General features: G+C 68.1%; 23 protein-coding genes. 12 read left to right on the forward strand and 11 right to left on the reverse strand.

From position 1 onward, the window contains the following. The first annotated feature begins 160 nt into the window (after positions 1 to 160). From ACWGRX_RS13925 to ACWGRX_RS13940, 4 genes are read left to right on the forward strand one after another with little or no spacing between them, the layout of a single operon-like run. A complete protein-coding gene (locus tag ACWGRX_RS13925; RefSeq protein WP_452118017.1) occupies positions 161 to 1186 on the forward strand; it encodes an ABC transporter substrate-binding protein in 1026 nt (341 codons plus the stop codon). After that, a complete protein-coding gene (locus tag ACWGRX_RS13930; protein WP_452118018.1) occupies positions 1183 to 2220 on the forward strand; it encodes a FecCD family ABC transporter permease in 1038 nt (345 codons plus the stop codon). The genes ACWGRX_RS13925 and ACWGRX_RS13930 overlap by 4 nt, the downstream gene beginning before the upstream one ends. Beyond that, the gene (locus ACWGRX_RS13935; protein WP_452118019.1) at positions 2217 to 3005 is read left to right on the forward strand and encodes an ABC transporter ATP-binding protein; all 789 of its coding nucleotides are present in this window, start codon (positions 2217 to 2219) and stop codon (positions 3003 to 3005) included. The genes ACWGRX_RS13930 and ACWGRX_RS13935 overlap by 4 nt, the downstream gene beginning before the upstream one ends. Further along, a complete protein-coding gene (locus tag ACWGRX_RS13940) occupies positions 3002 to 3658 on the forward strand; it encodes a class I SAM-dependent methyltransferase (RefSeq protein WP_452118020.1) in 657 nt (218 codons plus the stop codon). Before ACWGRX_RS13935 ends, ACWGRX_RS13940 begins: the two co-directional genes overlap by 4 nt. A 19-nt stretch (positions 3659 to 3677) precedes the next feature. Here ACWGRX_RS13940 and ACWGRX_RS13945 read toward each other — a convergent pair whose 3' ends face one another. The 11 genes from ACWGRX_RS13945 to ACWGRX_RS13995 all read right to left on the reverse strand — a co-directional run bounded on the left by ACWGRX_RS13945 (position 3678) and on the right by ACWGRX_RS13995 (position 13925). Continuing rightward, a complete protein-coding gene (locus tag ACWGRX_RS13945; RefSeq protein WP_452118021.1) occupies positions 3678 to 4643 on the reverse strand; it encodes a catechol 2,3-dioxygenase in 966 nt (321 codons plus the stop codon). Beyond that, a complete protein-coding gene (locus tag ACWGRX_RS13950; protein ID WP_452118022.1) occupies positions 4640 to 5749 on the reverse strand; it encodes a 5-methyltetrahydropteroyltriglutamate--homocysteine S-methyltransferase in 1110 nt (369 codons plus the stop codon). The genes ACWGRX_RS13945 and ACWGRX_RS13950 overlap by 4 nt, the downstream gene beginning before the upstream one ends. 25 nt (positions 5750 to 5774) lie before the next feature. Further along, complete coding sequence (locus ACWGRX_RS13955; protein WP_452118023.1) at positions 5775 to 6500, reverse strand: ABC transporter ATP-binding protein; 726 nt, start codon at positions 6498 to 6500, stop codon at positions 5775 to 5777. Continuing rightward, positions 6493 to 7245: an ABC transporter ATP-binding protein gene (locus ACWGRX_RS13960; RefSeq protein WP_452118024.1), complete on the reverse strand. Its 753-nt coding sequence runs from the start codon at positions 7243 to 7245 to the stop codon at positions 6493 to 6495. Before ACWGRX_RS13960 ends, ACWGRX_RS13955 begins: the two co-directional genes overlap by 8 nt. Next, the gene (locus tag ACWGRX_RS13965; RefSeq protein ID WP_452118025.1) at positions 7242 to 8249 is read right to left on the reverse strand and encodes a branched-chain amino acid ABC transporter permease; all 1008 of its coding nucleotides are present in this window, start codon (positions 8247 to 8249) and stop codon (positions 7242 to 7244) included. The genes ACWGRX_RS13960 and ACWGRX_RS13965 overlap by 4 nt, the downstream gene beginning before the upstream one ends. Further along, the gene (locus ACWGRX_RS13970) at positions 8246 to 9103 is read right to left on the reverse strand and encodes a branched-chain amino acid ABC transporter permease (RefSeq protein ID WP_291650248.1); all 858 of its coding nucleotides are present in this window, start codon (positions 9101 to 9103) and stop codon (positions 8246 to 8248) included. Before ACWGRX_RS13970 ends, ACWGRX_RS13965 begins: the two co-directional genes overlap by 4 nt. A 34-nt stretch (positions 9104 to 9137) precedes the next feature. Next, complete coding sequence (locus tag ACWGRX_RS13975; RefSeq protein WP_291650250.1) at positions 9138 to 10313, reverse strand: ABC transporter substrate-binding protein; 1176 nt, start codon at positions 10311 to 10313, stop codon at positions 9138 to 9140. A gap of 53 nt (positions 10314 to 10366) precedes the next feature. Continuing rightward, positions 10367 to 11056, reverse strand: coding sequence for a 4-carboxy-4-hydroxy-2-oxoadipate aldolase/oxaloacetate decarboxylase (locus tag ACWGRX_RS13980; RefSeq protein WP_452118026.1), 690 nt, complete (start codon positions 11054 to 11056; stop codon positions 10367 to 10369). Continuing rightward, a complete protein-coding gene (locus ACWGRX_RS13985; RefSeq protein ID WP_452118027.1) occupies positions 11053 to 11778 on the reverse strand; it encodes a PIG-L deacetylase family protein in 726 nt (241 codons plus the stop codon). The genes ACWGRX_RS13980 and ACWGRX_RS13985 overlap by 4 nt, the downstream gene beginning before the upstream one ends. A gap of 26 nt (positions 11779 to 11804) precedes the next feature. Next, on the reverse strand, positions 11805 to 12887 hold the full coding sequence (locus tag ACWGRX_RS13990; RefSeq protein ID WP_452118028.1) for a 4-oxalomesaconate tautomerase: 1083 nt from the start codon (positions 12885 to 12887) through the stop codon (positions 11805 to 11807). A gap of 132 nt (positions 12888 to 13019) precedes the next feature. Further along, the gene (locus tag ACWGRX_RS13995) at positions 13020 to 13925 is read right to left on the reverse strand and encodes a LysR family transcriptional regulator (RefSeq protein WP_452118029.1); all 906 of its coding nucleotides are present in this window, start codon (positions 13923 to 13925) and stop codon (positions 13020 to 13022) included. A gap of 157 nt (positions 13926 to 14082) precedes the next feature. Here ACWGRX_RS13995 and ACWGRX_RS14000 point away from each other — a divergent pair, with 157 nt between their 5' ends. The 8 genes from ACWGRX_RS14000 to ACWGRX_RS14035 all read left to right on the forward strand — a co-directional run bounded on the left by ACWGRX_RS14000 (position 14083) and on the right by ACWGRX_RS14035 (position 25435). Beyond that, positions 14083 to 15006, forward strand: a complete 924-nt coding sequence (locus ACWGRX_RS14000; protein WP_452118030.1) for an NAD(P)-dependent oxidoreductase — start codon at positions 14083 to 14085, stop codon at positions 15004 to 15006. Positions 15007 to 15192: 186 nt separating this feature from the next. Continuing rightward, positions 15193 to 16317 carry a metallophosphoesterase family protein gene (locus ACWGRX_RS14005; RefSeq protein WP_452118031.1) on the forward strand — a complete coding sequence of 375 codons (1125 nt, stop codon included), beginning with the start codon at positions 15193 to 15195 and terminating at the stop codon, positions 16315 to 16317. Further along, positions 16314 to 18944, forward strand: coding sequence for an AAA family ATPase (locus tag ACWGRX_RS14010; protein ID WP_452118032.1), 2631 nt, complete (start codon positions 16314 to 16316; stop codon positions 18942 to 18944). Before ACWGRX_RS14005 ends, ACWGRX_RS14010 begins: the two co-directional genes overlap by 4 nt. Positions 18945 to 19388: 444 nt before the next feature. Next, positions 19389 to 21653 (forward strand): TonB-dependent receptor family protein, encoded by a 2265-nt coding sequence (locus tag ACWGRX_RS14015; RefSeq protein ID WP_291642026.1) that lies wholly within the window; start codon positions 19389 to 19391, stop codon positions 21651 to 21653. 57 nt (positions 21654 to 21710) lie between these two features. Beyond that, the gene (locus tag ACWGRX_RS14020) at positions 21711 to 22676 is read left to right on the forward strand and encodes an ABC transporter substrate-binding protein (RefSeq protein WP_452118033.1); all 966 of its coding nucleotides are present in this window, start codon (positions 21711 to 21713) and stop codon (positions 22674 to 22676) included. 4 nt (positions 22677 to 22680) lie between these two features. Beyond that, entirely contained in the window at positions 22681 to 23490 is an 810-nt protein-coding gene (locus ACWGRX_RS14025) for an ABC transporter permease (protein WP_452118034.1), read from the forward strand. Further along, a complete protein-coding gene (locus ACWGRX_RS14030; RefSeq protein ID WP_452118035.1) occupies positions 23487 to 24227 on the forward strand; it encodes an ABC transporter ATP-binding protein in 741 nt (246 codons plus the stop codon). The genes ACWGRX_RS14025 and ACWGRX_RS14030 overlap by 4 nt, the downstream gene beginning before the upstream one ends. Beyond that, positions 24224 to 25435: an NnrS family protein gene (locus ACWGRX_RS14035; protein ID WP_452118036.1), complete on the forward strand. Its 1212-nt coding sequence runs from the start codon at positions 24224 to 24226 to the stop codon at positions 25433 to 25435. Before ACWGRX_RS14030 ends, ACWGRX_RS14035 begins: the two co-directional genes overlap by 4 nt. Positions 25436 to 25446 lie beyond the last annotated feature (11 nt).

Here is a 25446-nt window from a genome sequence, read left to right on the forward strand (position 1 = left end):
CATCTCCAACAGCGCCGCCGGCGCCTTTTCCCGCGCCAGCTTGACAGGCCACGGCGCAGGCTTCTATCAGTTTTGTTATAACATTACATATCAACTCCCACCGCACCCGGCGGGCTCACTCCCCGGCGCCGTCCGCTCTCTCCTGCCTTCGAAGGGTCCCATGCGCGCCGTCCAGCGTTTCCGCCTCCCGCTCGCCCTGGCCGCCGGCCTGTGTCTCGCCACGGCCGCACAGGCGGCACCGACGCAGTACCCGCTGACGCTGGAGAACTGCAGGGAGACCGTCACCTTCAGCCAGGCGCCAAAGCGTGTGGTCGCGGTCGGCCAGACGCAGACCGAAATCCTCTATGCGCTCGGCCTCGGCGACCGCGTCGTCGGCACCGCCGTCTGGTTCAGCCCGGTCGCCAAGCCCTATGAGGCCGTGAATGCCAAGGTGAAGCGGCTCGCCGACAATGACCCGAGCTTCGAAGCGGTCGTCGCCCAGGAGCCCGACCTCGTCACCGCGATGTTCGAATGGCATATCGGGCCGAACGGCATCGTCGGGAAGCGCGACCAGTTCGCCAAGGTCAAGGTACCGACCTATGTCTCGCCGACCGATTGCGTCGGCAAGGACAATTCCGGCCCCGGCGACGGCGTGCGGACCAAGATGTTCGGCATGGAACTGGTCTACCAGAACATCCGCGAATTCGGCCAGATCTTCGACGTTTCCGACCGTGCCGAGGCACTGGTCGCCGAGCTGAAAGCGCGCGAGGAGAAGGCGGTCCAGTCGGTCGCCGGACTGAAGGCACGGGACGTGCCCGTCGCCGTCTGGTTCTCCAGCAAGGACATCAAGGGCGACGCCTTCATCGCAGGCAAGAACGGCGTGCCGGCCTATATCCTCTCGAAGCTCGGCGCCCGCAACGTCATCACCACCAATGAGGAATGGCCGCTGGTCGGCTGGGAAAGCATCGCGGCCGCGAACCCCGCCGTGATCGTCGTGGTCAGGATGGATCGCCGGCGCTTTCCCGCCGACGATATCGACCTCAAGCTCAACTTCCTCAGGACCGACCCGGTGGCGAGCAAGCTCGATGCCGTCAAGCAGGACAGGATCGTGGTGATGGATGTCGGCGCGACGCGCGCCGGGCTCGACACCGTCGACGGCATCGAGGCACTGGCGCGCGGCATCGAGCGCTTCGGCCTGGCGCGGTGAGCCACCACCCCGTCCAGCCGAACTGGCCGGCGCGGATCGGCATCGCGGTCGCGGCGCTGGCCGCGCTGGTCTTCGCCATCGCCCTTGCGGTGACGATCGGAGAGATGCGGATTCCGCTGGCGACCGCCTTCCAGGCGCTCGGCAACGGGCTGTTCGATCTCGGCTATCCGGTCAGCGCGATCCAGCAGGGCGTGATCTTCGACTACCGGCTGAGCCGGGCGCTGATGGCGGGGCTGTGCGGCGGGGCACTGGCGCTGTCGGGCGCTATCCTGCAGGCGCTGCTGCGCAACCCGCTGGCCGAGCCCTATATTCTCGGCATCTCGGCCGGCGCCTCGACCGGCGCGGTTGCGGTAATGATCCTCGGCTTCGGCGGGGCGGCGCTGACCGTCTCCGGCGGCGCCTTCCTCGGCTCGGTCGCGGCCCTGCTGATCGTCGCGCTGCTGGCCGCCGGCGCCGGCGGGGCGAGCGACCGCGTCATCCTCGCGGGGGTCGCCGGCTCGCAGCTCTTCAACGCCGCGACGGCGACGATCGTCACGACGCTCGCCAGCGCCGAGCAGGCGCGCGGCGTGATGTTCTGGCTGCTCGGCAATTTCGGCGGTGTGCGCTGGCCGGACGTCTTCGTCGCGACGCCGGTCGCGCTCGCCGGCTTCGCGATCTGCATGCTGCACGCCAAGGCGCTCGACGCCTTCGCCTTCGGGGCCGATGCCGCCGCCTCGCTCGGCGTCGCGGTGACGCGCGTGCGCATCATACTCTTCGCGGTGACCGCGGTGATGACCGCGACCATGGTCAGCATCGTCGGCACGATCGGCTTCGTCGGCCTCGTCATCCCGCACGCGGCCCGCTTCCTGGTCGGCCCCGGCCATACCCGCCTGCTGCCGGTCTGCCTCGTCATCGGCGCAATCTTCATGATCCTCGCCGACATCCTCTCGCGTATCCTGGTGCCGCAGCAGATCCTGCCGATCGGCGTCGTCACCGCGCTGGTCGGCGCACCGGCCTTCGCCATCATCCTCTATCGCGCCAGGCGGCCGGCATGACGCTCTCGGCACGCGACGTTTCCTGGGGCACCTCCGGGCGCATGATCGTCGGCGGCGTGACGCTCGAAGCCGCGCCCGGCAAGATCCTCGGCCTGATCGGGCCGAACGGCTCCGGCAAGTCGAGCCTGCTGCGTCTGCTCTGCCGCTTGCGCAAGGTCTCGTCCGGCGTGATCGAGCTCGATGGCCGCGATATCGGGCAGGTTTCGCGGCGCGAGCTCGCCCGCCGGCTCGCCTTCGTCGAACAGCAGGCGACGACCGAGATCCAGCTCAGCGTCTGCGACGTCGTCCGCCTCGGCCGCACCCCGCACCGCGGCGCCCTCGCCTCCTGGAGCGCGGCCGACGAGCAGGCGGTCGATGCCGCGCTGGCGCGCGTCGGCATGAGCGAACGGCACGAGCAGCACTGGCACACGCTCTCGGGCGGCGAGCGACAGCGCGTCCATATCGCGCGCGCTTTGGCGCAGACGCCGAGCGAGCTCATCCTCGACGAGCCGACCAACCATCTCGACATCCAGCACCAGCTCTCGATCCTGACCCTGGTCCGCCGGCTCGGCGTGACCTGCATCGTCGCGCTACACGATCTCAACCTCGCGGCGCTGTTCTGCGACGAGATCGCACTGCTGCACGAAGGCCGGCTGGTCGCCTCCGGCACGCCCGAGACCGTGCTGACCGAGGAGACGATCCGGCGGGTCTTCGGCGTCGCGGTCAGGATCGGCGCCACAGCCTCCGGCCGGCGCCATATCGAATATCTCGTCGATCCCGATTGCTATGGAGATGCCGCGCCATGACCGCCTCCGACCTGCAGCAAGCCGTGACGGGTTACTGGACCGCGCGCGCGCCGAAATTCGACGGCGTCGCCTCGCATATCGCCCAATCCGCGCTCTGGCGGGAGGTGCTGGAAGCGGCCTTCGCCACCGAACAGCCGCTCGATGTCGTCGATCTCGGAACCGGCACGGGCGCCTGCGCACTGGTCGCGGCCGCGCTCGGCCATCGCGTGCGCGCCTATGACGGGGCGGAAGGCATGCTTGCCGTGGCACGGGCCGCTGGGGAAGCGCAGGGCTTCGCCGTCGACTTCATTGCCGAAACGCTGCAGGACGCGGAAATCGCGCCAGGCTCGGCCGATATCGTGACGCTGCGCAATGTGCTGTGGACGCTGGAGGAGCCGATGGCGGCGCTGCTCAAGGCCCACGCCATCCTGCGTCCGGGCGGACGGATCGTCATCTCGGACGGACTGTGGTCGGTCGCACCGCAATACCGTTCGACCTATCCGGCCGCTGTCGCCGCCCGCCTGCCACTCCATGACGGGCTGAGCGAGGACAGGGCCCGGCAGATGCTGGACGCGGCCGGCTTCGGGCCGGCCATCTCCTGGCAGCACCTGTTCCCGGCCTCTCCCTATCCGGGCGACGTGCCGATGTTCGTGCTCTCGGCCGTCCGGGCCTGAAAGCGCCGCGCCCCTGCCCTCAGTGGCCGGCGTTCGGGACCGGCGGCGTGCCGTGGGTGTGAAAACTCTCGATCGTCTTCAGCCCCCAGGCCTGGCCCTTCTTCCGCTCTTCCTCGGTCCAGGTCACAGTCTGCCAGTCGGGATCGAGGATCAGGCGCGCGCCGGCATTGGCGATCTCGACGCGGTTGCCGGCCGGTTCGTAGACATAGAGGAAGAAGGTCTGCTGCACTGCGTGCTTGTGCGGGCCGGTCTCGATGTAGACGCCGTTCTCGAGGAAGATGTCGGCGGCCTCCAGTACATGCTCGCGCTGGTCGACGGCATAGGTGACGTGGTGGAAGCGTCCCAGGCTGCCGGTGTGGTCGCGGGTATAGGCGATGTCATAGCTCTTGTTGTTGACGGTGAACCAGCAGCCGCCGACCTCGCCTGAATCGAGTACGATCTGCTCGGTGACGCGACTGCCCAGCGCCTTCGGCAGGAAGTCGCGGATCGCCGCGACGTCGCGGGCGAGCAGGTTGAGATGGTCGAGCCGGCGGACCGCGCAGCCGCGGCCGTGATTGCGCTGCGGCTGGTTCTTCAGCGCCGGGCGCTCATGCGGCGGGGCGGCATATTTGTTGGTGTCGAAATAGATCTCGAAGACATGATCGTCCGGGTCGCGGAAGCGATAGGCCCGGCCATGGCCGAGATCGCCATCGACCCAGCCGATGCCGCAACCCATCGCCTCGATCGCCTCGACACGGCGCTGCAGCGCCTGCGCGCTGGTGGCGCGGTAGGCGACATGGCCGATGCCGGTGGTCTTCGCCGCCGTGAGCTTCAGCGTATGGAACTCGTAATCGTCCCAGGCACGCAGGTAGACGCTGTCGCCCTCGCGCCCGCTCTCGGTCAGCCCGTAGATATTGACGAAGAAGTCGAGGCTCTCGGCCGGCTTGTCGGTCAAGAGCTCGACATGGGCGAGATGGGCGATGTCAAAGCAGGGTTCGCCACTCATCCCCAGACCTCCCTGGCGACTTCGAGGATGCGCGAGAGCTTGGCCCATTGCTCATCCTCGGCCAGGACATTGCCCTCCTCGGTGGAGGCGAAGCCGCATTGCGGCGACAGGCAGAGCTGCTCCAGCGGCGCGTATTTCGAGGCTTCCTCGATCCGGCGCTTGAGATTGTCCTTGCTCTCGATCGCGCCGAATTTGGACGTGACGAGGCCGAGCACGACCTGCTTGTCGCCCTTCGGCAGGAAACGCAGCGGCTCGAAGCCGCCGGAGCGGTCGTCGTCCCACTCCATGAAATAGCCGTCGACATCGATCTGGTTGAAGACCATGTCGGCCACCGGCTCATAGCCGCCCGAGGCGATGAAGGTCGACTTGAAGTTGCCGCGGCAGGTGTGGGTGGTGATCTGCATGTCGGCCGGCTTGGCCTTGAGCGCGGCGTTGAGCACGTCGCGGTAGATGAAGATCAGCCTGTCCGGATCGTCGCCGCGCTCGGCCAGCATCTTGCGCTGCTCGGGATCGCAGAAATAGGACAGGCTGGTGTCGTCGAGCTGGAGGTAGCGGCAGCCGGCGTCGTAGAAGGCCTTGATCGCCTTGGCATAGGCCTTGCCGAGATCGTCGTAGTAGTCCTCCATCCTGAGATAGGCGCTCGGGTCGATCGCCTTCCGCCCGCCACGGTAGTGCAGCATGGACGGGCTCGGAATCGTCATCTTCGGCACGCGGCTGGTCACCGACGCAAGGAACTTGAAATGGGCGAGATGCGGATGGTCGGCCGGGAAGTCCAGCTTGCCGGTGACGCGGATGCCGTGCCCCTTGGTCGCGACGCCCTTGAACTGGATCCCCGCATCGGTCTCGTAGGTCGTCACGCCGCTCAAGCCGTCGAGAAAGTCGAAATGCCAGAAGGCGCGGCGATATTCGCCGTCCGTCACCGCCTGCAGGCCGATCTCCTCCTGCTTCCTGACGAGCTTCCTGATCTCCTCGTCCTCGATCACCGTCAGATCGGCCTGGCTCATCTCGCCGGCCGCGTGCCTGGCGCGGGCGTCCTTGACCGGCGCGCTGCGCAGCAGGCTACCGACCATGTCGCCCCGGAAAGGCGGCTTCTTCCTCTGGGTCATGACGTTTCCTCCCGGTTCTTGATGGTCATGCTGCGGCGGCGAGGCCGAGATGATGTTCGAGGCGCTCAGGCTCGGCGATCAGCGTCGCGCTGCGCTCGGCCAGAACCACGCGCCCGCGTTCGAGCACGATGGCGTCGTCGGTCAATTCGAGGATTTTTCGCGCATGCTGCTCGATCACGATGGCGGAGAGCCCCTCCTCACGGAACAGGGCCTTCAGCGCCTTGAGCAGTTCATCGACGATGATCGGGGCGAGGCCCTCGGTCGGCTCGTCGAGCAGCAGCAGCCTCGGATTGAGCATCAGGGCCCGGCCGATCGCCAGCATCTGCTGCTCGCCGCCGGAAAGCTGGTTGCCGAGATTGGTCTTGCGCTCAGCCAGGCGCGGGAACAGGCCAAAGACGCGGGCAGCATCCCACGGCCCCGGCAGGGCGACCGCCGTCAAGTTCTCCAGCACGGTCAGCGACTTGAAGATGTTGCGCTCCTGCGGCACCCAGCCGATGCCGGCATGGGCACGCTGCTCGGGCGAAGCGGTGGAAAGATCGCGTCCCGCCAGCACGATCCGCCCGCCACGCCGGCGCGTCACACCGATGATGCTGTTGACCAAGGTCGTCTTGCCGACGCCGTTGCGGCCGAGCAGTGCGAGCGAATGCCCTTCGGCGAGGCTGAGGTCGATGTCGAACAGCACCTGCGCCTCGCCATAGCCGGCGCTCAGCTTCTCGATCCTAAGGAGTTCAGTCGATGCTGCGTCAGACATGGGCGCTCTCACCGAGATAAGCCGCCCGCACGGCCGGATCGCGCGCCATCTCCTCCGGCGTCCCCTCCGCCAGCACGCGCCCGTTGACCAGCACGGTGATGCGCGTCGCGAAGCGGAAGACGAGATCCATGTCGTGCTCGATCAGCAGGACCGAGACATCGTCCGGAAGCTCGGCGACCGTCTGCATCAGCTCGCGCCGTTCGGCCTCGGGCACACCGGCTGCCGGCTCGTCGAGCAGCAAGACCGTCGGCCGCGCAGCGAAGGCGGCGGCGATCTCGATCTGGCGCTGCTTGCCATAGGGCAGCGTCGCGATGGTGCGGTCCATCATATCATCGAGCCTGAAGCGGGTCAGGATCTCTGCGGTCTGCCCGACCAGTTCCGCATCGAGATCGAGCGCACGGAAAGGCTGACTGCCGCGGCCAAGCCGCTCGGAGGTGACGAGGGCGATCATCTCCAGCGGCGTCATCGTGCCGAAGAGCTGGTTGATCTGGAAGGTGCGAGCGAGGCCGCGCTTGACCCGCGCCTCGCGCGGCAGCCTCGTGATGTCTTCGCCCATCAATGCGATGCGCCCGGAACTCGGCTTGAGCACGCCGGTGAGCTGGTTGACGAAAGTGGTCTTGCCGGCGCCGTTCGGGCCAATCAAGGCATGGCGGGCGCCCTTCGCCAGCGAAAAATCGACATGGTCCGTTGCGGTGATCCCACCGAAATTCTTGCAAAGATCAAAGGTTTGGAGAGCGACGCTCATCGCGCCCCTCCCCGGCCGAAACGGGCGAAACGATCGGCCACGGTCTTCACCGCGCCATGGATGATCTCGCGGCCGCCCAGCACGAAGAGCACGAGGAAGAGCCCGATCCAGAACATCCAGTATTGCGGGGTGAAGCTCGAAATCGCGTCCTGCAGCAGCTTGAAGGCGATGGCGCCGACGAGGCCGCCATAGAGATAGCCGGCGCCGCCGATGATCAGCACCAGCATCAGATCGGCCGAGCGATGGAAATCGAGCACGTCGAGCGAGACGAACTGGGTGGTCTGGGCGAGCAGCGCCCCGGCCGCCCCGGCATAGGCCGCAGCCAGGGTGTAAGCCGCGGCGAGGCGCCGCCCGTTCGGGACGCCCGAGGCCGAGGCGCGCAGCGGATTGTCGCGGACCGCGCGCAAGGAAAGCCCGAAGGGCGAATGCACCACGCGCCGCGCGATCAGGAACAGCAGGAAGAGGACGCTGAGCGAATAGAGATAGGCGGTGCGCCCGAAGATATCGAACTCGAACTGGCCGAGCACCGGCTTCATCATCACGCCCTGCAGGCCATCGGCGCCGCCCGTCAATGAACCGAAGGAATTCGCCAGTTCGTAGAGGATCAGCGCGACGCCGAGCGTCACCATCAGCCGGGTGAGATCGCTGCCGCGCAGGACCAGTGGGCTGGTGAGCAGGCCGAGCAGCCCGGCCGCCGCCATCCCCACGAAAAGGCCCGCCAGCGGATCGCCGGTCACGTATTTGGCGAAGATTCCGGCCGCATAGGCGCCCATGCCGAGGAAGGCGGCATGGCCTAGCGAGACGATGCCGGCATAGCCGAGGATCAGGTCGAGCGAGAGCGCGAACAGGGCGAGAATCGTGATCTCGTTGAGCAGCAGCAGATGGCGCGGGAACAGCAGAAAGGCCGTAAAGGCGAGGATCCAGAAGCCGATCTCGACCGGATGCCAGCGGCGGCCGGCATAGAGCGCCTGCCTGACCCTGGCTTCGAAGCTCTCGGCGCTCATGCCCGCGCCCTCGCGAACAGCCCGTGCGGCCGGGTGATCAGCAGCCCGACCATCAGCGCATAGATGATGAAGGCGCCGACCTGCGGCACGAGGTACTTGCCGACGACATCGGCGACGCCGAGCAGCATCGCGGCGAAGAACGGGCCGGTGATGCTGGAGGTGCCGCCGACCGTGACGACGATCAGGAAGTAGATCATGAACTTCAGCGGAAAGGTCGGGTCGAGCCCCATGAGCTCGACGCCGAGCGCACCCCCGAGACCGGCGAGCCCACAGCCGAGAGCGAAGGTAAGCGCGAAGAGCCGGTTGACCGGGATGCCGAGCCCGCGCGCAACCCGTGCATCGTCCACCGCCGCGCGCAGGCGGCTGCCGAAGCGGGTACGGGTAAACCCCCATTGCAGGGAGACCGCGAGCAGCCCGCAGATCGCGATGACGAAGAGCCGGTAACGGCCAATACCGATGCCGGCGATCTCGAAGCGTCCCTGCAGCCAGACCGGCAGGCGGATGAACTGCTGGGTCGAGCCCATCAGCCAATCGGTCCCGGCGACGGCCATGAAGACCAGGCCGATCGAGAACATCACCTGGTCGAGATGGCTCTTGGCGTACATCGGTCGATAGATCAGGCGTTCGAGCACGATCCCGACCAGGGCCGCGGACAGGAAGGCGAGCGGCAGGCTCGCCAGGAAAGGCAGGCCGAGCCGCTGCATCGCCAGCACGGCGACATAGCCGCCGAGCATGGCGAAGGCGCCGTGGGCGAGGTTGACGAAGTTCATCAACCCCATCGTCACGGAGAGCCCGCAGCCGAGGACGAAAAGCACCATCCCATAGGCGATGCCGTCGAACAGGATGGTCAGCATGCGCTTGGTTCCGCCCCGGCCGGATCGCCAGCCGTCACTTGCGGGCCTTCACCGGGTCCTTGACGTCCTTGATCGTCGCGAACTCGACATTGTGGAGCTCGGATCCGACCTTCTCGGTCTTGCGGACATAGATGTTCTGGATGATGTCGCGGGTGTCCGGATCGATCTTCACCGGCCCGCGCACGCTCTCCCAGGAAGCGCCCTTCATCGCCGCGATCAGCTTGTCGCCATTCGCGTCGCCCTTGGTCGCCTCCAGCGCCTTGGCGATCAGCGCCATGCCGTCATAGCCGCCGACCGCCATGAAGTTCGGCCTCATGCCGGGATTGGCCTTCTGGAAGGCCTCGACGAAGGCCTTGTTGGCCGGGCTGTCATGCGCAGCCGAATAATGATGCGTGGTGATGGCGCCGAGCGCGACGTCGCCGATGCCCTGGAGGATGTCGTCATCGACCACGTCGCCGGGGCCGATCAGCTTGATACCCGCCTTGTCGAGGCCGCGCTCGACGAACTGCTTCATGAACTGTGCGCCGACGCCGGAGGGCACGAAGACGAAGAGCGCGTCGGGCTTGGCCTCCGAGACACGCTGCAGGAAAGGCGCAAAGTCGGGGCCGCGCAGCGGCACGCGCACGCTCTCGACCGTGCCGCCGGCCGCCTTGAACTTGTTGGCGAAGGAGGTTTCGGCATCGATGCCCGGCCCGTAATCGGTGACGACGGTGAAGACCTTCTTGATGCCGTTCGCCCAGGCCCAGTCGGCCATCGGCTCGGAGGCCTGCGGCAGGGTGAAGGAGGTGCGCGCGATATAGGGCGAGGCCTCGGTGATCGTGGCGGTCGCCGCCGCCATCACGATCTGGGGCACTTTCGCCTGCGTCGCGATCTGCGCGGTCGCCATGGCGAGCGGGGTCAGGCCGAAGCCGGCCAGCACCGAGACCTTGTCGTTGACGACGAGTTCCTGCGCGAGGCGGCGCGTCGCGTCGGCATTGCCCGCGTCGTCCTTGAGGATCACTTCGAGCTTGCGCCCGCCATGGACGGCGCCCTCCTTGGCGAGGAAGAGCTTCACCGCCGCGTCGATCTGCCGGCCGGTCGAGGCGAAAGGCCCCGTCATCGGCAGGATGAGGCCGATCTTCAGCGCCTCCTGCGCCAATGCCGCGCTGCTGACCGACGCGGCCAGCGCCAAGCCGAGCACCCCTTTGAGAACAGTCCTGCGATGCGTCATGTCGTTCCTCCCCGAGAGTTCTGGCCGATCCCCGTTTGGGGTTGTTCTTGTGCTCAGTCGTCTTCGTCGTCGCGATAGACGAGGCCCGCCTTGGCGAGGCCCTCGCGCATAGCGTACATGTCGAGGCCAAGTTCGCCAGAGGCCAGACGCCTGCGCTTCTCTTCCTCGCCGGCCTCGCGCTTGCGCCCAGCCGCCGCGACCGAAGCCGCTTCGAGCCGCGGCACCACGACGACCCCGTCATCATCGGCGACGACGACATCGCCGGGATTGACCAGCGCCCCGGCGCAAACGACCGGCACGTTCACCGAGCCCAAAGTCGCCTTGACCGTGCCCTTGGCCGAGATCGCCCGCGACCAGACCGGAAAGCCCATGCGGGTCAGCACGCGCACATCCCTCACCCCGGCATCGATGACGAGGCCGGTGCCTCCGCGCGCCATCAGCGAGGTCGCGAGCAGGTCGCCGAACATGCCGTCGGTGTTGTCGGCCGCGCAGGCGACGACGAGGACGTCGCCGGGCTTCACCTGCTCGATCGCGACATGGATCATCCAGTTGTCGCCGGGCTGGGCCAGCACCGTCACCGCGCTCCCGGCGATCTGCGCGCCCACATAGATCGGCCGCATATAGGGCTTCATCAGCCCACTGCGCCCCATCGCCTCATGCGTGGTCGAGACGCCGAGCTCCGCTAGCGAGGCAATGTCGGCGGCTGCGGCGCGCTTGTTCGTCCTGACGACCACGGGCTTCATGCCAGCGTCTCCAGCGCTTCCGGGAAGAGGCGCTGATAGGCCTCGCCATAGGTCATCGCCTTGCCGGAATTGCGCCCGCCCTGCATGCCGCGGTTCAGCGCGACGCGGCTGTAATATTCCCAGAGATGCTTCTGGGCGGCCAAAATCTCGAAGGCCTGACGCTTCACCTCCCAGACCTCGTCGATATTGAGGATGACATTCGGCCTGAAATTGCACTGCTCGGGCTGATGCGGCTCGAACAGGAAGAGCGGCGGCGCCGCATAGGCGCGGTTCGGATCGGGCTTGTGGCCGGCCGCCTGGGCGATGATGCGCGCTTCCTGAGCGAAACGCGTCGCCTCGGGATGGTCGACATTATAGGGGTCTTCGAGCGCGTGGGTCAGCACGAAGCTCGGATTGAGTTCGTGGAAGATGTCGATCGCGCGCTCCAGCATCGGCTCGGTCGTGCGCAGCGGATAGTCGCCGGCGTCCATGAACTCGATCTCGGCGCCCAGAAGCGCGGCGGCGGCTTCAGCCTCGTCGCGGCGCTGCGCCTTGACCTCCTCCATCTTCACCCCTGCCTTCTTCCAGGCGAACTGGCTCTCGCCGCGCTCGCCATAGGACAGGCAGAGGATCTTGACGCGAAAGCCCCGCCTTACGTGCAGGGCGATGGCGCCGCCGGCCCGCCAGACGAAATCGCCGGGATGGGCGGTGACGACCAGACCTGTCTTCTGCGGGCTCGGCATCGAACGAAAATCCTCTTCTCAGGACGTCAGGAGCCCGGCCGCGGTGCCACGAAGGCCTGGCCGTCCATCAGGACGCGGGCGGTGCGTAGCAGCCCGGCACGTTCGATCACCGGATGCTCGGGCGTACCGCCGACCGTCAGGCGCACGGTGAACTCGCCGGTCGGATGCTCGACCGAGAGCGAACGCTCCCGCCCGGAAGGCATCACCGCGACGGAGGCGGCAGGCGTGCCGGGCAAGGCCGCGGCGGTCGCGACCGTGACCGCGGCGAAGACGCCGATCGAGGCGTGGCATTCATGCGGGATGAAGCTGCGCGTCGCGATCGAGCCGCCCGCCCGCGGCGGCGCGACGAGCGCGATCTTGGGCACGACCTTGGCGGAGACATCGCCGAGATTCATCAAGGGACCGGCCGCCAGCCTGATGCGCTCGATACGCGCCTTGAGCTCGCGGTCCTTGTCGAGCTCTTCGCGCGGCTCATGGCCGGTGCAGCCAACGTCCGCGGCGCGCATCACGATGACCGGCATGCCGTTGTCGATCAGCGTGACCTCGACGCCGTCGACGATGTCGACCGCATTGCCGGTCGGCAGCAGCGCGCCGCAGACCGAGCCTTCGGTTCCGAGGAAGCTGATGTCGATCGGCGCGGACGTGCCGGGCACGCCGTCGATCCGCGCCTCCCCGATAACGCCCGCCTGCCCGTCGCCGGTCTGCATTTCGAGATCGGCGATCGTGCCGGTGTTCAGCGTGCGGACGCGCACCGTGGTCGTAGCACCGGTCGCCGGGACGAGACCGCGCGCCAGGGCGAAGGGGCCGATGCCGGCGAGGATGTTGCCGCAATTCGGCGTGGTGTCGACGCTGGCGGTCTCGACCCCGACCTGGGCGAAGAGGAAATCGATGTCGCAGTCCGGCTCGGTCGAGCGCGAGACGATGGCGACCTTGCTGGTCAGCGGATGGGCACCGCCGAGCCCGTCGATCTGGCGCTTATCGGGCGAGCCCATCACCGCGAGCAGGAGAGCATCGCGCTCACCCCTATCCGCGGGCAGGTCCTGGCTGAGGAAATAGGCGCCTTTCGACGTGCCCCCGCGGATCAGCATGCAGGGGATCGCGGTCTGCATCGGCTGTCGGCCTCCCAGCGGAATCCCGGCGCCGACGATCAGGCGCTCTGCTAGCTGCAACCATGGCGGCCGATGATTGCTTATTCAAATGACTAGAATGCAGCGTTTCATGCACAACTCTCAGTAATTCTCTCAGCTCGTCAGGCGCTCCCTTTTCAGCGCGTCGACGACCAGCGAGAGCAGTTCGCGCGCGGCGGGCTTCAGCGCCACGCCTTTGCGCGTGATGATCCCGAGCGTGCGCGTCACCGTCGGCGAACGCAGCGGAATCGCTGCCAGTTCCCCGGAGGCGGCCAGGTCGAGCGCCAGCTGCGGCAGGATCGTGCAGCCGAGGCCGGCACGCACGAAGCTCACGGCAGTCGCGACACGCTGGACCTCGTAGCGCCAGGCCAGCGTCTCGCGGCGCGCGCCGAGCGCATCGTCGATCAGGATGCGGTTGCCGGTCTCGGCGCTGATGCGCACCAGCGGCAGGCCCTCGAGCTGGGCCCAGCTCAGCGAGGACGCCGCCGCGAGCGGCGAGTCGCGCGGGCAGACCAGCACGAAGGGTTCCTTGACCACCGGCTTCAGCTCGAGGTCCCAGCGATTGGCGGCGACGATGGTGATGCCGAACTCGGCCTCGCCGGACTGGACCTTGTCGGCGATCTCCGAGGCGGAGTTGTCGTGCACCCTGACGCGGATATCGGGATGGCGGCGCGCGAACGCCGCGATCACATCCGGCATGCTGCACATCGCGATGGTCGGCAGGCAGCCGACCTTGATGCTCTCGCTGATCTCCTCGGCGTCGAGCCGGAGCTCGTCCAGGGAGGAGCCGAGCTCCTCGAAGACCCTGCGCGCCTTGGGCAGGAGGGCCGTGCCGGCCTTGGTCAGCGAAACCTGGCGCGTTGTCCGCTGCAGGAGCTGGATGCCGAGCCCTTCTTCCAGCTTGCGGATGCGGTGGCTCAGCGCCGTCTGCGACAGGTTGAGATGGGAGGCGGCAGCATGAAAGCTGCCGCGCTCGGCAATGCTGACGAAGGCCTGCAGGCCAAGCACGTCGATCCTCACCGCCCACCCTTCCCTGCGCGCCGTCGATTCTGATGCAAGATTTTCATCAAACCTGCCATTGTTCAAATTTGTCTTCGTGAGCGCGCGGCGGCAGCCTGAGCGCCGGCCCGGCCTGCCGCGCCGCCCGGCTCCGCCGGTCTTCCGAAAGGCATGAACGATGAGCCAATCCGCCCCCCCACGCGCCAATCAGCCTCGGCTCTGCTTCATCGGCTTCGGCGAGGCGGGGCAGGCGCTCGCCGGCGGGCTGCGCGAGGCCGGCATCGCCGAGATCGCCGCCTTCGACATCGCCGGCGGGGAACCGCGGGTCCACGAGCCGGCGACGCGGCTCGGCGTGCGTCTGGCGGCCAGCCTCGGCGAGGCATTGGCCGGAGCGGATTTCGTCTTCTCGGCGGTGACCGCGGCATCGAGCGTCGCGGCAGCACGACAGGCGGCCGGCCATCTCACCCCCGGTCAACTCTTCGTCGACGTGAACTCGGTTTCGCCCGGCAGAAAACGCGAGGCGGCAGCGCTTTTCAGCGGCGACGGTGCCTATCTCGACCTCGCCATCATGGCGCCGGTCCATCCCAGGCGCCATGCCACGCCCTGTCTCGTCGCCGGTGAGGCCGGCCAGCGCTTCATCGAGAGCTTCGCCGCGTTCGGCATGAAGCTGACCCTGGCGGGGCCTGAGATCGGCGCAGCGACGACCGTCAAGATGGTCCGCAGCGTCATGGTCAAGGGGCTGGAGGCGCTGAGCTATGAATGCTTCATGGCAGCGCGCCGCGCCGGCGTGCAGGACGAGATCCTGGCCTCACTCGGGGCGAGCTATCCCGGCTTCGACTGGCCCCGGCAGGTTCCCTACAATGTCAGCCGCATGCTGCAGCACGGCGTCCGGCGCGCCGCCGAAATGCGGGAGGTCGCACTGACCTTGCGCGAACTCGGGCTCGACCCCGCCGTGACGGGGGGCGTCGTCGCCCAGCAGGAGCGGCTCGGCCGGCTCGGCCTGTGGCTCGAACCGGAGGAAGGCCTCGCCATTCTCGGCGCAGTCGATGCCGCGCTTGCGGCCGAAGAGGCTCGGACGGGCCTGGCGACCGGTGAGACATAGATTCCGCCGACCATCGCAACCCTCTGTAAAATTGATCGAAGATCGATCGGTCGAAGAGCTCTCCATCGCGCAGACATTCGGGCCGCCCGTGCCCGGCGCCCCGCTACGGGACCGGCGTCGTCGACGCGCGCAGCTGCCGCCTTGACGAATCCCGCCGCTGGCTGACTTCATCCGGCCAGAGGCATGATGTTCCGTTTCATCCACTCATCGGACCTGCATATCGGCAAGCGCTTCGGCAACATGCCGGAGGAGCTGCGCGGCCGGCTGCGCGATGCCCGCCACACCGTGCTCGATCGGCTCGCCGAGCAGGCGCGCATAGCCGGCGCCGGCACGATCCTGCTGGCGGGCGACTGCTTCGACACGGAGACGCCGAGCCCGGCCATGCTGCGCCAGGCGCTCGCCGCCATGGCCGGCCATGCCGGCCTGCGCTGGGTGATGCTGCCGGGCAATCACGATTCCCTGCTCGCCGACGAGCTATGGGCCGCCGCCCGCGCCGCCTTGCCCGGCAATGTCGTGCTGGCGACCGAGCCGGGGCCGATCCTGCTGGAACCCGGTATCGCACTGCTGCCCGCTCCCTGCACCACGCGCCGCCCCGGCCGCGACCTGACCGAGTGGATGGACCGGGCGGCGACGCCCGAAGGCGCGCTCCGGATCGGCCTCGCCCACGGCGCGATCCAGAGCTTCTCCGAGGACGGTTCCGGCCTCGACATCATCGCGCCCGACCGCGCCTCCCGCGCCGGGCTCGACTATCTCGCGCTCGGCGACTGGCACGGCCAGATGGCGGTCAATACCCGCAGCTGGTACAGCGGCACGCCCGAGCCCGACCGTTTCAAGCATGACGAGCCCGGGCGGGCGCTGCTGGTCGCCCTGCCCCGCCCCGGCGCACTGCCCGAGGTCGCGCCCGTCGAGACCGGCAGCTTCGTCTGGCGCAGCCTTTTCCTGGAACTGCTCTCGGGCGACGATGCCGCCGCCGCGCTCGCCGCCGAGCTTCCCGCCGGAGCGGCCCGCCGCCAGACGCTGCTGCGCATCGTCGCCTCCGGCCGTCTGCGCCCGGCGGCGCGGATGGCGCTCGAAGCCGGCATCGCCGCCGTGGCGCCGGAATTTGCCGCTCTGCAGCTCGACAGCGAAGCGCTCACAGCCGATTGCGAGGATACCGATCTCGACGCGATCGACCGGGCCGGCGCCCTGCGCCAGGCGGCCGAGCTGCTGCTCGCCGAGAGCCACGACGAGAACCGCCCGGAGGCCGAGCGCGAGATCGCAGGCGAGGCGCTGGTCCGGCTGTTCTCCTATTGCGACGCGATGCAGCCATGAAGCTCAAGGCGCTGCGCCTGCACAATGTCCGACGCTTCGCCGGCACCGGCGTCGCCGTCGAGGGTATCGGCGACGGCGTCAACGTGCTCTGCGCCGTCAACGAATTCGGCAAGTCGACCTGCTTCGACGCGCTGCACGCCCTGTTCTTCCAGCCTCATAGCGGCACGCCCGGCGCGGTGCAGGCGCTGCGGCCCTATAGCGGCGGAAGCCCCCTGGTCGAGGCGGATATCGCGACGCCCGAGGGGGCATTCCGCCTGACCAAGCAGTTCTATGGCGGCAAGCGGGCGATGGTGCGCGAGCTTTCGAGCGGCCGCCTGATCGCTCAAGCCGACGAGGCGGAAAAATTCATCGGCTCTCTGGTGCAGGGCGGCACCACCGGCCCCGCCGGGCTGCTCTGGGTGCGCCAGGGCATCACCGGCATCGAGCGGCGCGCCAAGAGCGAGGAAGAGAGTGAGAAGCGGGCGCGCGAATCCGTGCTGGTCTCGGTGCAGGGCGAGGTCGAATCCCTGACCGGCGGCCGGCGCATGGCGCAGGCCGTCGCCGCCTGCGATGAGGAACTCTCGCGGCTCGTCACCGCGACGCGACGGCCAAAGGCCGGCGGCCCCTACGCCCTCGCCTTGGAGGAACGCGACCGCCTCGCCGAAACCGAGCGCAAGCTGGCGACGGAAGTCGCCGAACTGCGCGCAGCGCTGGACCGGCGCCGTAGCATTCGCAACCGGCTGGACGAACTCGAGGATCGCGAGACGGAGAATGCCCGGCGCAGCGCCCTGGCGCAGGCCGAGAAGGACCTCGCCACCGCCAAGACCCAGGGCGAGGCGCTGAAGACCGCCGAGGCGCAGGCCGCGCTGGCCCGCAGCCAGCATGATGCGGCCGGCCAGGCGCTCTCGACCTATCGGCGCAGCCTGGCGCGCCTTGCCGAGTTGCAGGCGCTGGAAAGCGAAGGCACGGGCAGGCGCGACGAGGCGCTGGCCCGGCAACGAACCGCGGCGGAGGCCAGCCGGACAGCGACTGCCGCGGTCGAGACCGCCGAAAGCGAGGAAAGGCAGGCCCGCGACCTGCTCGCCCGACTCGACAAGGCACTGCGGGCCCGGGACGCGGCCGAGCGCCTGTCCGGCCTGCGCGAGGCCCATGCCGGCGCCGAGGCCGAGCGCGGCGCGATCGAAGCCGCCGAGGCCGAGATCAGGGCGCTCGCTTTGCCCGCAGCCGGCCTGCGGCAGCTCGAGGCCCTCGAAACCGAACTCGTCGGGCTGCGCGCCGTCGTCGCCGCACGGATGCCGCTGCTGCGCGTCGACTATCGCGACGGCGTCAAGGCCGCCCTCAGCATCGCCGGTACGGCGCTGAGCGATGGCGAAGAGAAGGCCCTGACCGGCAGCACAACACTGGACATCGCCGAGATCGGCAGGATTACGCTGACCCTGCCGCAGGGCCAGGACGGGCAGGCAGAGCTCGCCCAGGCCGAAGCTCGGCGGCAGAAAGCGTTGAAGGCGCTCGGCATCGCCAGCCTCGCGGAAGGCCGCCAGCGCGAAGGCAAGCTTCGCGAGCTGGAGACCGCGCTGCGGCTCGGCCAGCAGCGCCTTGCCCTGCTCGCACCGCAAGGCCTGGCGGCGCTGCAGGAGAGCATCGCCCGGCTGGAGGCCCAGCGCGGCGAGGCCATCGAGGTCAAGGCCGATCCGGAAGCGGCGCGCCTTGCTCTCGAAGCCGCCGAGGCCCGCGTCACCGCATCGCGCAATGCGGTGCGGGAGGCTCAGCCGCAGCGCGAGGCCGCCGACGCCGCCATCCTCGCAGCCGAGCGGTCTCTCGCGACGATCGCCTCCGAGCGTACCGGGCTCACGGCCCTGCTCGGTGCCGAGGACGGCCGCGCCGCCCATGCCACCGGGCTCGAAGCCGCGTTCGCGTTGGCGGAAGCCGAACTGGCAGCGGCCTCGGAACGCGTCGAGAGCCTGCGCGCCAGTGCGATCGACCTTGCCGGCGCCGAGGCGAAGCTGCGGCGAATGCGCTCGATCGTCGACTCCACCGCGAACGAGATCGCGAAACTGCGGGAGGATGCCGCCGAGCTCAACGGCCAGATCCGCGCCCGCGCCGATGCCGCCGTCGAGGAGGCCTGGCAGGAAACCGGTGAGAAGCTGGCAGCGGCCGAGAAGCGCCGCGCCGGGCTGGAACGCGAGGTCGCCCTGCTCTCGCGCCTGCGCGACGCGCTGGAAGCGGCCCGCACCACGGCGCGCGACCATTATTTCCGCCCGGTGATGGCCGAGCTGAAGCCCCTGCTCGGCCTGCTCTTCGAGGATGCCTCGGTCACCTTCGACGAGGACACCCTGCTGCCGCGCACCGTCCGCCGCAATGGCCTCGAGGAGCCGGTCGGCGTGCTCAGCGGCGGCATGCGCGAGCAGCTCGCGGTGCTTACCCGCCTCGCCTTCGCCCGGCTGCTGGCCAAGGATGGCCAGCCGGCACCGGTCATCCTCGACGACGCGCTGGTCTATTCCGACGACGACCGCATCGAGCGGATGTTCGACGCCCTGCACCGGCAGGCCAGTGACCAGCAGATCATCGTCTTCTCCTGCCGGCAGCGCGCCTTCTCCCAGCTCGGCGGCAACATCCTGCGGATGAAGCCCTGGAGCCCGGAGACATGAGGCAACGCGCACTCGGCGAGGGCGTCGCCGCTCGCGGCCGGTCGTCTATCGGCTGACAGGTTCGGCCTTTCGCCTGTCTCTTGGCCGCTAGGCAGTCGAAGATAATCGGCGATTCTACCTAGCAACAAACTCGCCTGAATAGCAATTATTACGAATAAATTTCGATATTAGAATAATTCAAGATTAGATTTTGTAGAACAGATTTCAGATCTATATTTGAATAATTACAATCTATATATTTTTTATCTGTTTGCGCTGGATCAAATTCAGTGACGAGGAGTTAATCTATAAATTCACGATAGAATTTCCGTTGACAAAATCGCTGCCTTTGCCCCAGAAAAGAAACATCTGAAATTCATGTTTACCCCGTCCCGCAACGGAGCGCCAGCCAGCGCCGCCGGCCGATGCTGCACGCCCGTTCGAGACACGCCGACGAGAGCCGACATGACCGAGAAGACCTCAGGCCCCGCCCCAGTCGCTGGCAAGCGCGCTCGCTGCGTGCACCGGCTCATGCTGGCGACGCTGCTCGCCTCGGTGTCCGGCCAGGCCTGCCTTGCCCAGTCCGCCTCGCCAGGGTCGACGATCAGCCTCGACACGATCGTCGTCGAAGGGACTGCCAACGGCGTTCCCAGCTTCGTACGCGAGCGCTTCTTCGCCACGGCCGGCGGCGCGACGTTGCTGACGGAAGACGACATCCCGCAAACTGGGAACCCGACCCTGGCGCAGGCGCTGCAGAACGCGCCGGGCGTCGTCGTCCAGCAGTTCTTCGGCGGCAACGACCAGCCGCGCATCCAGATCCGCGGTTCCGGCCTGCAGCAGAACCCGGTCGAGCGTGGCATCCTGGTCCTGCGCGACGGGCTGCCGCTCAACCGGGCCGACGGCTCCTATATCGTCGGCCTGGCCAATCCCGGCCAGGCGCAGTCGATCGAAGTCTATCGTGGCCAGACCGCACACCGGCTCGGCGCGACCGTGCTCGGCGGCGCGCTGAACTTCGTTTCCCCGACCGGCAGCAATGCACCGGGCTCGAAGGTGCAGATTTCCGGCGGCAGCTTCGGCCAGTTCAATGCCTCCGGCCAGACCGGCTTCGCCAAGGACGGCGTCGACGGGTTGCTCCAGGCCGATATCAGCCGCTCGGACGGCTATCGCACCTACAACGACTCGCAGCGCATCAGCGCGAGCGCCAATGTCGGTATCGCCCTGAGCGAGACCATCAAGACTCGCTTTTTCGTCGGCTATACCGATCTTGGCTTCGACGTTTCGGGCCCGCTGACCAAGCAGGGCCTGCGCCTCGATCCAAAACAGGTCCATGGCGGTCCGCGCGTCGTCGGCGGCGTGGCGGTCGATCCCGGCCCGAATGTGCTGCGCGACCGGCCGCGGCGCGAAGCCAAGCAGTTCTTCATCGGCAACCGCACCACTGCCGAATACGGGCCGCATCTTATCGACCTCGGCCTCGGCTATACCTATACCGACGACATGTTCCGCTTCCCGATGTCATCGGGCGTGCGCGTCACGAAGGGCGGCGATCTCACCGCGGTCGCCCGCTATGCCTACAAACCGGTCGAGAGTGCGGCGCTGCCGCTGTTCGAGACCACTGCGCAATATGTGGTCGGCTCGGCGAAACGCGAGAACTATCTGAACCAGGACGGCGTGACGGGAGCCCTGTTCGGGCAGAGCGATCTCGATGCCAGCACGCTCTCGCTCTATGCCGGGGCCAATATCCCGGTCTGGCAGAACATAACCGTCTCGCCGGCGCTCTCCTATGCCTATGCGACGCGCGACAACAGCGACACCTACCCTTACGCTCGGCGTCCGACGAACGCCTACAACCCGGCCTCGCCCTATAGATTGCTGCCCAACGGCTCGGTACCGACGCAGAGCACGACCTATTCGCGCAGCTATGCCGGCTGGAGTCCGAGCCTCAGCGCCAGTTGGCGCCCCGACACCAACCAGATCCTCTATGCGGCGGTCTCGCGCAGCTTCGAGCCGCCGACCCATGACGATCTGCTGGCGACGGTGAACGGCACGCCCAACAGCAGCCCCGGCCGCCCGAATCCGGGGGCGCCGATGGCCGCCGCTGCCGCCTTCTCGACGCCCGACCTCAAGGCGCAGACCGCGACGACTCTGGAGGGCGGCTGGCGCGGCCGGCATGGCAGCTTCTCCTGGGACGGCGTCGTCTATTATTCCTGGGTCGACAAGGAGCTGCTCAGCCTGCGCGATGCCACCGGCGCCTCGCTCGGCGCGGTCAACGCCGACAAGACCCGGCATTTCGGCGTCGAGCTCGGCCTTGGCGCGCAAATCTTCGAGCGGCTGACCGGGCGCCTCGCCTACACCTATCAGGATTTCCGCTTCGTCGACGATCCCGTGCGCGGCGACAATCGCATCGCCGGCGCGCCCCGCCACGTCATCCACGCCACGCTGCAATACCAGGCAACCGAAGCCTGGATGCTGCAGGCGGCGCTGCGCTGGAATCCGGAGAAGACCCCGGTCGACAACATGAACACGCTCTATGCCGACCCCTATGCGCTCTTCGATCTGCGCACCGAATACAAGCTCAATGAGCGGCTCACGATGTTCGGCGAGGTCACCAATCTCTTCGACAAGACCTATGCCGCCTCGACGCTGATCGTCGACCAGGCTCGTATCGATCAGGCCGCCTTTCTGCCGGGAACCGGCCGCGCCTTCTATGCCGGTCTGAAGGCGACCTTCTGAACTTTGGACCATTCAGAATGCGCGGCAGCCGGTTTGGCCCGCGCCAAGGAGGGCATCATGCTCGACCGCCGCCATTTCCTCGCCGCCGCCGCGGCCAGCCTTGCCATGCCGCATGTCGCGCGCGCAGCGGAGCCGCTGCTGCTCTGGGGGCCGCCGGCCACGCCCGGCCTGCTGCTGGTCGCCGCAGCGCGCGAGGCGGCGCTGAAGGCGCTTCCGATGCCGGTCGAGGTCAGGATCTGGCGCACGCCCGACGAGATGCGGGCGGGCCTGTCCTCCGGCACGATGAAGGCGGTGGTGATGCCGAGCTATGCCGCAGCCAATCTCCATAATCGCGGCCTCGGCCTGCGGCTGGTCAACATCCTGACCCAGGGGCTGCTCAGCGTCGTCGCGCCCGCCGGTACGGTGAAGACCCTGGCGGATCTCAAGGGCAAGCGCGTCGTCGTGCCGTTCAAGAACGACATGCCGGACTTCATCTTCCGGCGCCTGCTCGCCTTCAGCCAGATCACGCCCGACGAACTGAGCATCGACTATTCCGGTACGCCGCCCGAGGCGGTGCAGCTCCTGCTCGCCGGCCGCGCCGATGCGGCGCTGCTTTCCGAGCCCGCCTCGGCCGGCGCCCTCCTGCTCGCCGGCCTGCGTGGCAAGGAGCTGGAGCGTGCCATAGACACGCGCCTGGCATGGCGGGAGGCGACCGGGGCCGCGAGCCTGCCGCAAGCGGGGCTCGCGATCAGCGATCCGCTCGGCCGTGAGCTCGGCGAGGCCGGCATCCGAACCTTGCAGCAGGGGATGGAGGCCGCGCTCGCCGCCGTGCTGGCCGATCCCTCGGCCGTCGCCTCGGACGCCGCGACGCTGTTCCAGCTGCCGGGCCCGGTGCTGGCCCGCGCCGTGCCGTTCAGCAATCTCGTCGTTCAGCCCGCCTCGGCCGCGCGCCCCGATCTGGAGAAGCTGTTCGCGGCGCTGGCCGAGGGCGATCCGCGCATCATCGGCGGAAAATTGCCGGGCAACGGCTTCTACGCCCTCTGACGGCATGGCTGCCATTCTCGCCTTCCTCGGCTGGCTCGGCCGCTATCTCTGGTCGGCCTGGGCGGGTGCCGCCGGGCTGTTCTGCCTCGCCGCCGCCTGGCAGGCGGGACATGAGCTCTACGGTTCGTTCGTGCTGCCATCGCCACTGGAAACCGGGCAGGAGGTCGCCAGGTTGATCGGCGAGCCCGATTTCCGCGTCGCAGCGCTGGAGACGGCACAGCGCGCCGGCCTCGGCTTCCTTCTTTCGGTCGCGGTCGGCACGAGCGCCGGCATCGCAGCGGGCTATTCCTTCGCGGCGATGCGCTTGATGCGGCCGATCGTGACGGTGATCCTCGGCGTGCCGCCGATCGCCTGGATCGTGCTCGCCCTGATCTGGTTCGGCGCCAAGGGCGGGACTGCGGTGCTGACGGTGGTGGTCGCCTCGCTGCCGATCTCCTTCGCCGGCGGGCTGGAAGGCGTCGCGACGCGCGACCGGGCTCTGGAAGCCATGGCGAAGAGTTTTGGCGCCGGCCGCTTCATGCGGCTGCGTACGGTGACGGCGCCGCATCTCGTCTCCTATCTTTTTCCGGCCTGGACGACGACCGCCGGCTCGGCCTGGAAGGTCACGGTGATGGCGGAATTGCTCTCCAATGCCGGCGGGCTCGGGGGCGATCTCGCCAGCGCGCGGGCGCTGTTCGACATCCCGCGCGTCACCGCGTTAGTGCTCGCCGTCGTCGGCTTTGCGCTCTTCACCGAATATGTGCTGATCCAGCCTTTGCGCGACCGGCTCGAGCAATGGCGCGAGGCTGGGCGGCCCTGGGGCGTGAAGCGATGAGGCTTGCACTCGAACGCATCGGCCATGCCTTTCTCGGCCGCGCGGTCTTTGAGAATCTGACGCTCCGCCTAGACGCAGGCGAGGTGCTGGCGCTGGTCGGCCCCTCCGGCTGCGGCAAGACCACGGCGCTGCAGATCGCGGCAGGGCTGGTCGATCCGCTGCGCGGACGGGTGCGGCGCGAGTATCGGCGCCATGCCATGGTCTTCCAGGAGCCGCGCCTGCTGCCCTGGCAGCGCACGCGCGACAACATCGCCTACGGGCTCGCGGCGCGCGGAATCGACCGCGAGGAGCGTCACGCTATCGCCGCCGCACGGGCCGCCGAGGTCGGTCTGCACCCGCGCGATCTCGACAAATATCCGGCCGAGCTCTCCGGCGGCATGCGCCAGCGCGCCGCCGTTGCGCGGGCGCTCGCCGTCGATCCGGAGGTGGTCTTCTTCGACGAGCCGTTCACGGCGGTCGATGTCGGCCTGCGGCGGGTGCTTCAGGACCTCGTCATCACCGCCTCGGCTCGCGAAAAATTCGCGGCGCTGTTCGTCACGCACGATCTCTCGGAGGCGGCGCGGCTGGCCCACCGCATCCTCGTCATGTCCGGCCGCGACGGCAGCATTCGCATCGACCGAACGATCGCAGGCACGCCCGGCGAGCGCGACGACCGGACGATCTTCGAGACGGTCCAGGGCTGGATGCACGAGGCGGCCTTCGCCGAGCTGTTCGACCCCGATCGGGACAGGCCATGAGCCAGCACAGCATCGACGCAGCCCACGGCATCCGCCATCCGCTGCTCGCCGAAGGGCTCAAGCTGTTCTTCCCGCTCGCAGCCGCCCATGCCGTGCTGCTGCCGCTGGCCTGGGTCGCGCTGTTCGGCCTCGGCCTGCCCTTCGCACGGGAGGTTCCACCCGGGCAGTGGCATGCCCATGAGATGATCTTCGGCACCTATGGCGCGGCGCTCGCCGGCTTCCTCGCCTCGGCCATGCCGGAATGGACGGATACCAAGGCGCGCAGCGGCAAAGCCCTGCTGCTGCTGGCCGGGCTCTGGCTGCCGGGCAGGTTGATCGGCCTCGTCGGCGCCGATGCGCTGATCATCATCGCCGCTGCGACCGATCTTGCCTTTCTCCTGCTGCTGCTCTTCTTCGTCGCCACCCCGCTGGTCACGCGCTGCAGCACCCGCCATGGCTCCTTCGTGCTTTGGGTCGGTCTCTTCGCGCTGCTTGAACTCGCGATCCGCGCCGCCTGGCTGACCGGCGAGACGGCGCTGTCCGGGCGCCTGCTGCATGCGGCGCTCGCCGTCTTTCTGGTCTTCCTGTCGCTCGCCATCGCAAGGATCAATGTCGTGGTGGTCAACCATGCGCTCGACCCGAGCGGCGAGACGACGCCCTATCGCCCGCATCCCGGCCGCCAGAACCTGACGGCCGGCCTGGTTTCGCTCCAGCTCGCCGCGGCACTGCTCTGGCCGGATTCGGCCGTCTCGGCCTGGCTCGCTTTGGCGGCGGCCGCGGCCTTCTTCGACCGGCTGGCGGAGTGGTTCATCGGCCGTGCCGTGCTGCGGGCGGAAGTGTTGGCACTGGCCGCCGCCAACGCCTATGGCGGGCTGGGTTTCCTGGCAATCGGCCTTTCCGGCCTCGGCGCCCCGCTTTCGCCGACGACCGGGCTGCACCTGCTCTCGGTCGGTGCGCTCGGGCTGGCGGTGATGGCGGTCTTTGTCATCGCGGGCCTGCGCCATAGCGGCCGCGACCTCGTGCTTCCGGCCTCAGCGAAATATGCGCTGGCCGCGATGGCTGCCGCCGGCCTCGTCCGGACGTTGCCGGAACTCGGCATCGGTGCCGGCCTGGCGGGACTGCACTACACCCTGGCGGCCATGCTCTGGTCAGCCGCCTTCGTGATCTGGCTGGTCGGCTTCTGGCCTATCCTCAATGCGGGGAAAGGCGAGGACAGCGGCTGCGGTTGAAGAACAACCAA

The sequence above is a fragment of the Allobosea sp. NPDC055594 genome (assembly GCF_053618995.1).

Excerpts from the sequence above, each read along its gene's own strand:
- ACWGRX_RS13925 (WP_452118017.1), top strand. The coding sequence starts at position 161 with ATGCGCGCCGTCCAGCGTTTCCGCCTCCCGCTCGCCCTGGCCGCCGGC.
- ACWGRX_RS13935 (WP_452118019.1), top strand. The coding sequence starts at position 2,217 with ATGACGCTCTCGGCACGCGACGTTTCCTGGGGCACCTCCGGGCGCATG.
- ACWGRX_RS13940 (WP_452118020.1), top strand. The coding sequence starts at position 3,002 with ATGACCGCCTCCGACCTGCAGCAAGCCGTGACGGGTTACTGGACCGCG.
- ACWGRX_RS13945 (WP_452118021.1), bottom strand. The coding sequence starts at position 4,643 with ATGAGTGGCGAACCCTGCTTTGACATCGCCCATCTCGCCCATGTCGAG.
- ACWGRX_RS13950 (WP_452118022.1), bottom strand. The coding sequence starts at position 5,749 with ATGACCCAGAGGAAGAAGCCGCCTTTCCGGGGCGACATGGTCGGTAGC.
- ACWGRX_RS13955 (WP_452118023.1), bottom strand. The coding sequence starts at position 6,500 with ATGTCTGACGCAGCATCGACTGAACTCCTTAGGATCGAGAAGCTGAGC.
- ACWGRX_RS13960 (WP_452118024.1), bottom strand. The coding sequence starts at position 7,245 with ATGAGCGTCGCTCTCCAAACCTTTGATCTTTGCAAGAATTTCGGTGGG.
- ACWGRX_RS13965 (WP_452118025.1), bottom strand. The coding sequence starts at position 8,249 with ATGAGCGCCGAGAGCTTCGAAGCCAGGGTCAGGCAGGCGCTCTATGCC.
- ACWGRX_RS13970 (WP_291650248.1), bottom strand. The coding sequence starts at position 9,103 with ATGCTGACCATCCTGTTCGACGGCATCGCCTATGGGATGGTGCTTTTC.
- ACWGRX_RS13975 (WP_291650250.1), bottom strand. The coding sequence starts at position 10,313 with ATGACGCATCGCAGGACTGTTCTCAAAGGGGTGCTCGGCTTGGCGCTG.
- ACWGRX_RS13980 (WP_452118026.1), bottom strand. The coding sequence starts at position 11,056 with ATGAAGCCCGTGGTCGTCAGGACGAACAAGCGCGCCGCAGCCGCCGAC.
- ACWGRX_RS13985 (WP_452118027.1), bottom strand. The coding sequence starts at position 11,778 with ATGCCGAGCCCGCAGAAGACAGGTCTGGTCGTCACCGCCCATCCCGGC.
- ACWGRX_RS13990 (WP_452118028.1), bottom strand. The coding sequence starts at position 12,887 with ATGCAGACCGCGATCCCCTGCATGCTGATCCGCGGGGGCACGTCGAAA.
- ACWGRX_RS14000 (WP_452118030.1), top strand. The coding sequence starts at position 14,083 with ATGAGCCAATCCGCCCCCCCACGCGCCAATCAGCCTCGGCTCTGCTTC.
- ACWGRX_RS14005 (WP_452118031.1), top strand. The coding sequence starts at position 15,193 with ATGTTCCGTTTCATCCACTCATCGGACCTGCATATCGGCAAGCGCTTC.
- ACWGRX_RS14010 (WP_452118032.1), top strand. The coding sequence starts at position 16,314 with ATGAAGCTCAAGGCGCTGCGCCTGCACAATGTCCGACGCTTCGCCGGC.
- ACWGRX_RS14015 (WP_291642026.1), top strand. The coding sequence starts at position 19,389 with ATGACCGAGAAGACCTCAGGCCCCGCCCCAGTCGCTGGCAAGCGCGCT.
- ACWGRX_RS14020 (WP_452118033.1), top strand. The coding sequence starts at position 21,711 with ATGCTCGACCGCCGCCATTTCCTCGCCGCCGCCGCGGCCAGCCTTGCC.
- ACWGRX_RS14025 (WP_452118034.1), top strand. The coding sequence starts at position 22,681 with ATGGCTGCCATTCTCGCCTTCCTCGGCTGGCTCGGCCGCTATCTCTGG.
- ACWGRX_RS14030 (WP_452118035.1), top strand. The coding sequence starts at position 23,487 with ATGAGGCTTGCACTCGAACGCATCGGCCATGCCTTTCTCGGCCGCGCG.
- ACWGRX_RS14035 (WP_452118036.1), top strand. The coding sequence starts at position 24,224 with ATGAGCCAGCACAGCATCGACGCAGCCCACGGCATCCGCCATCCGCTG.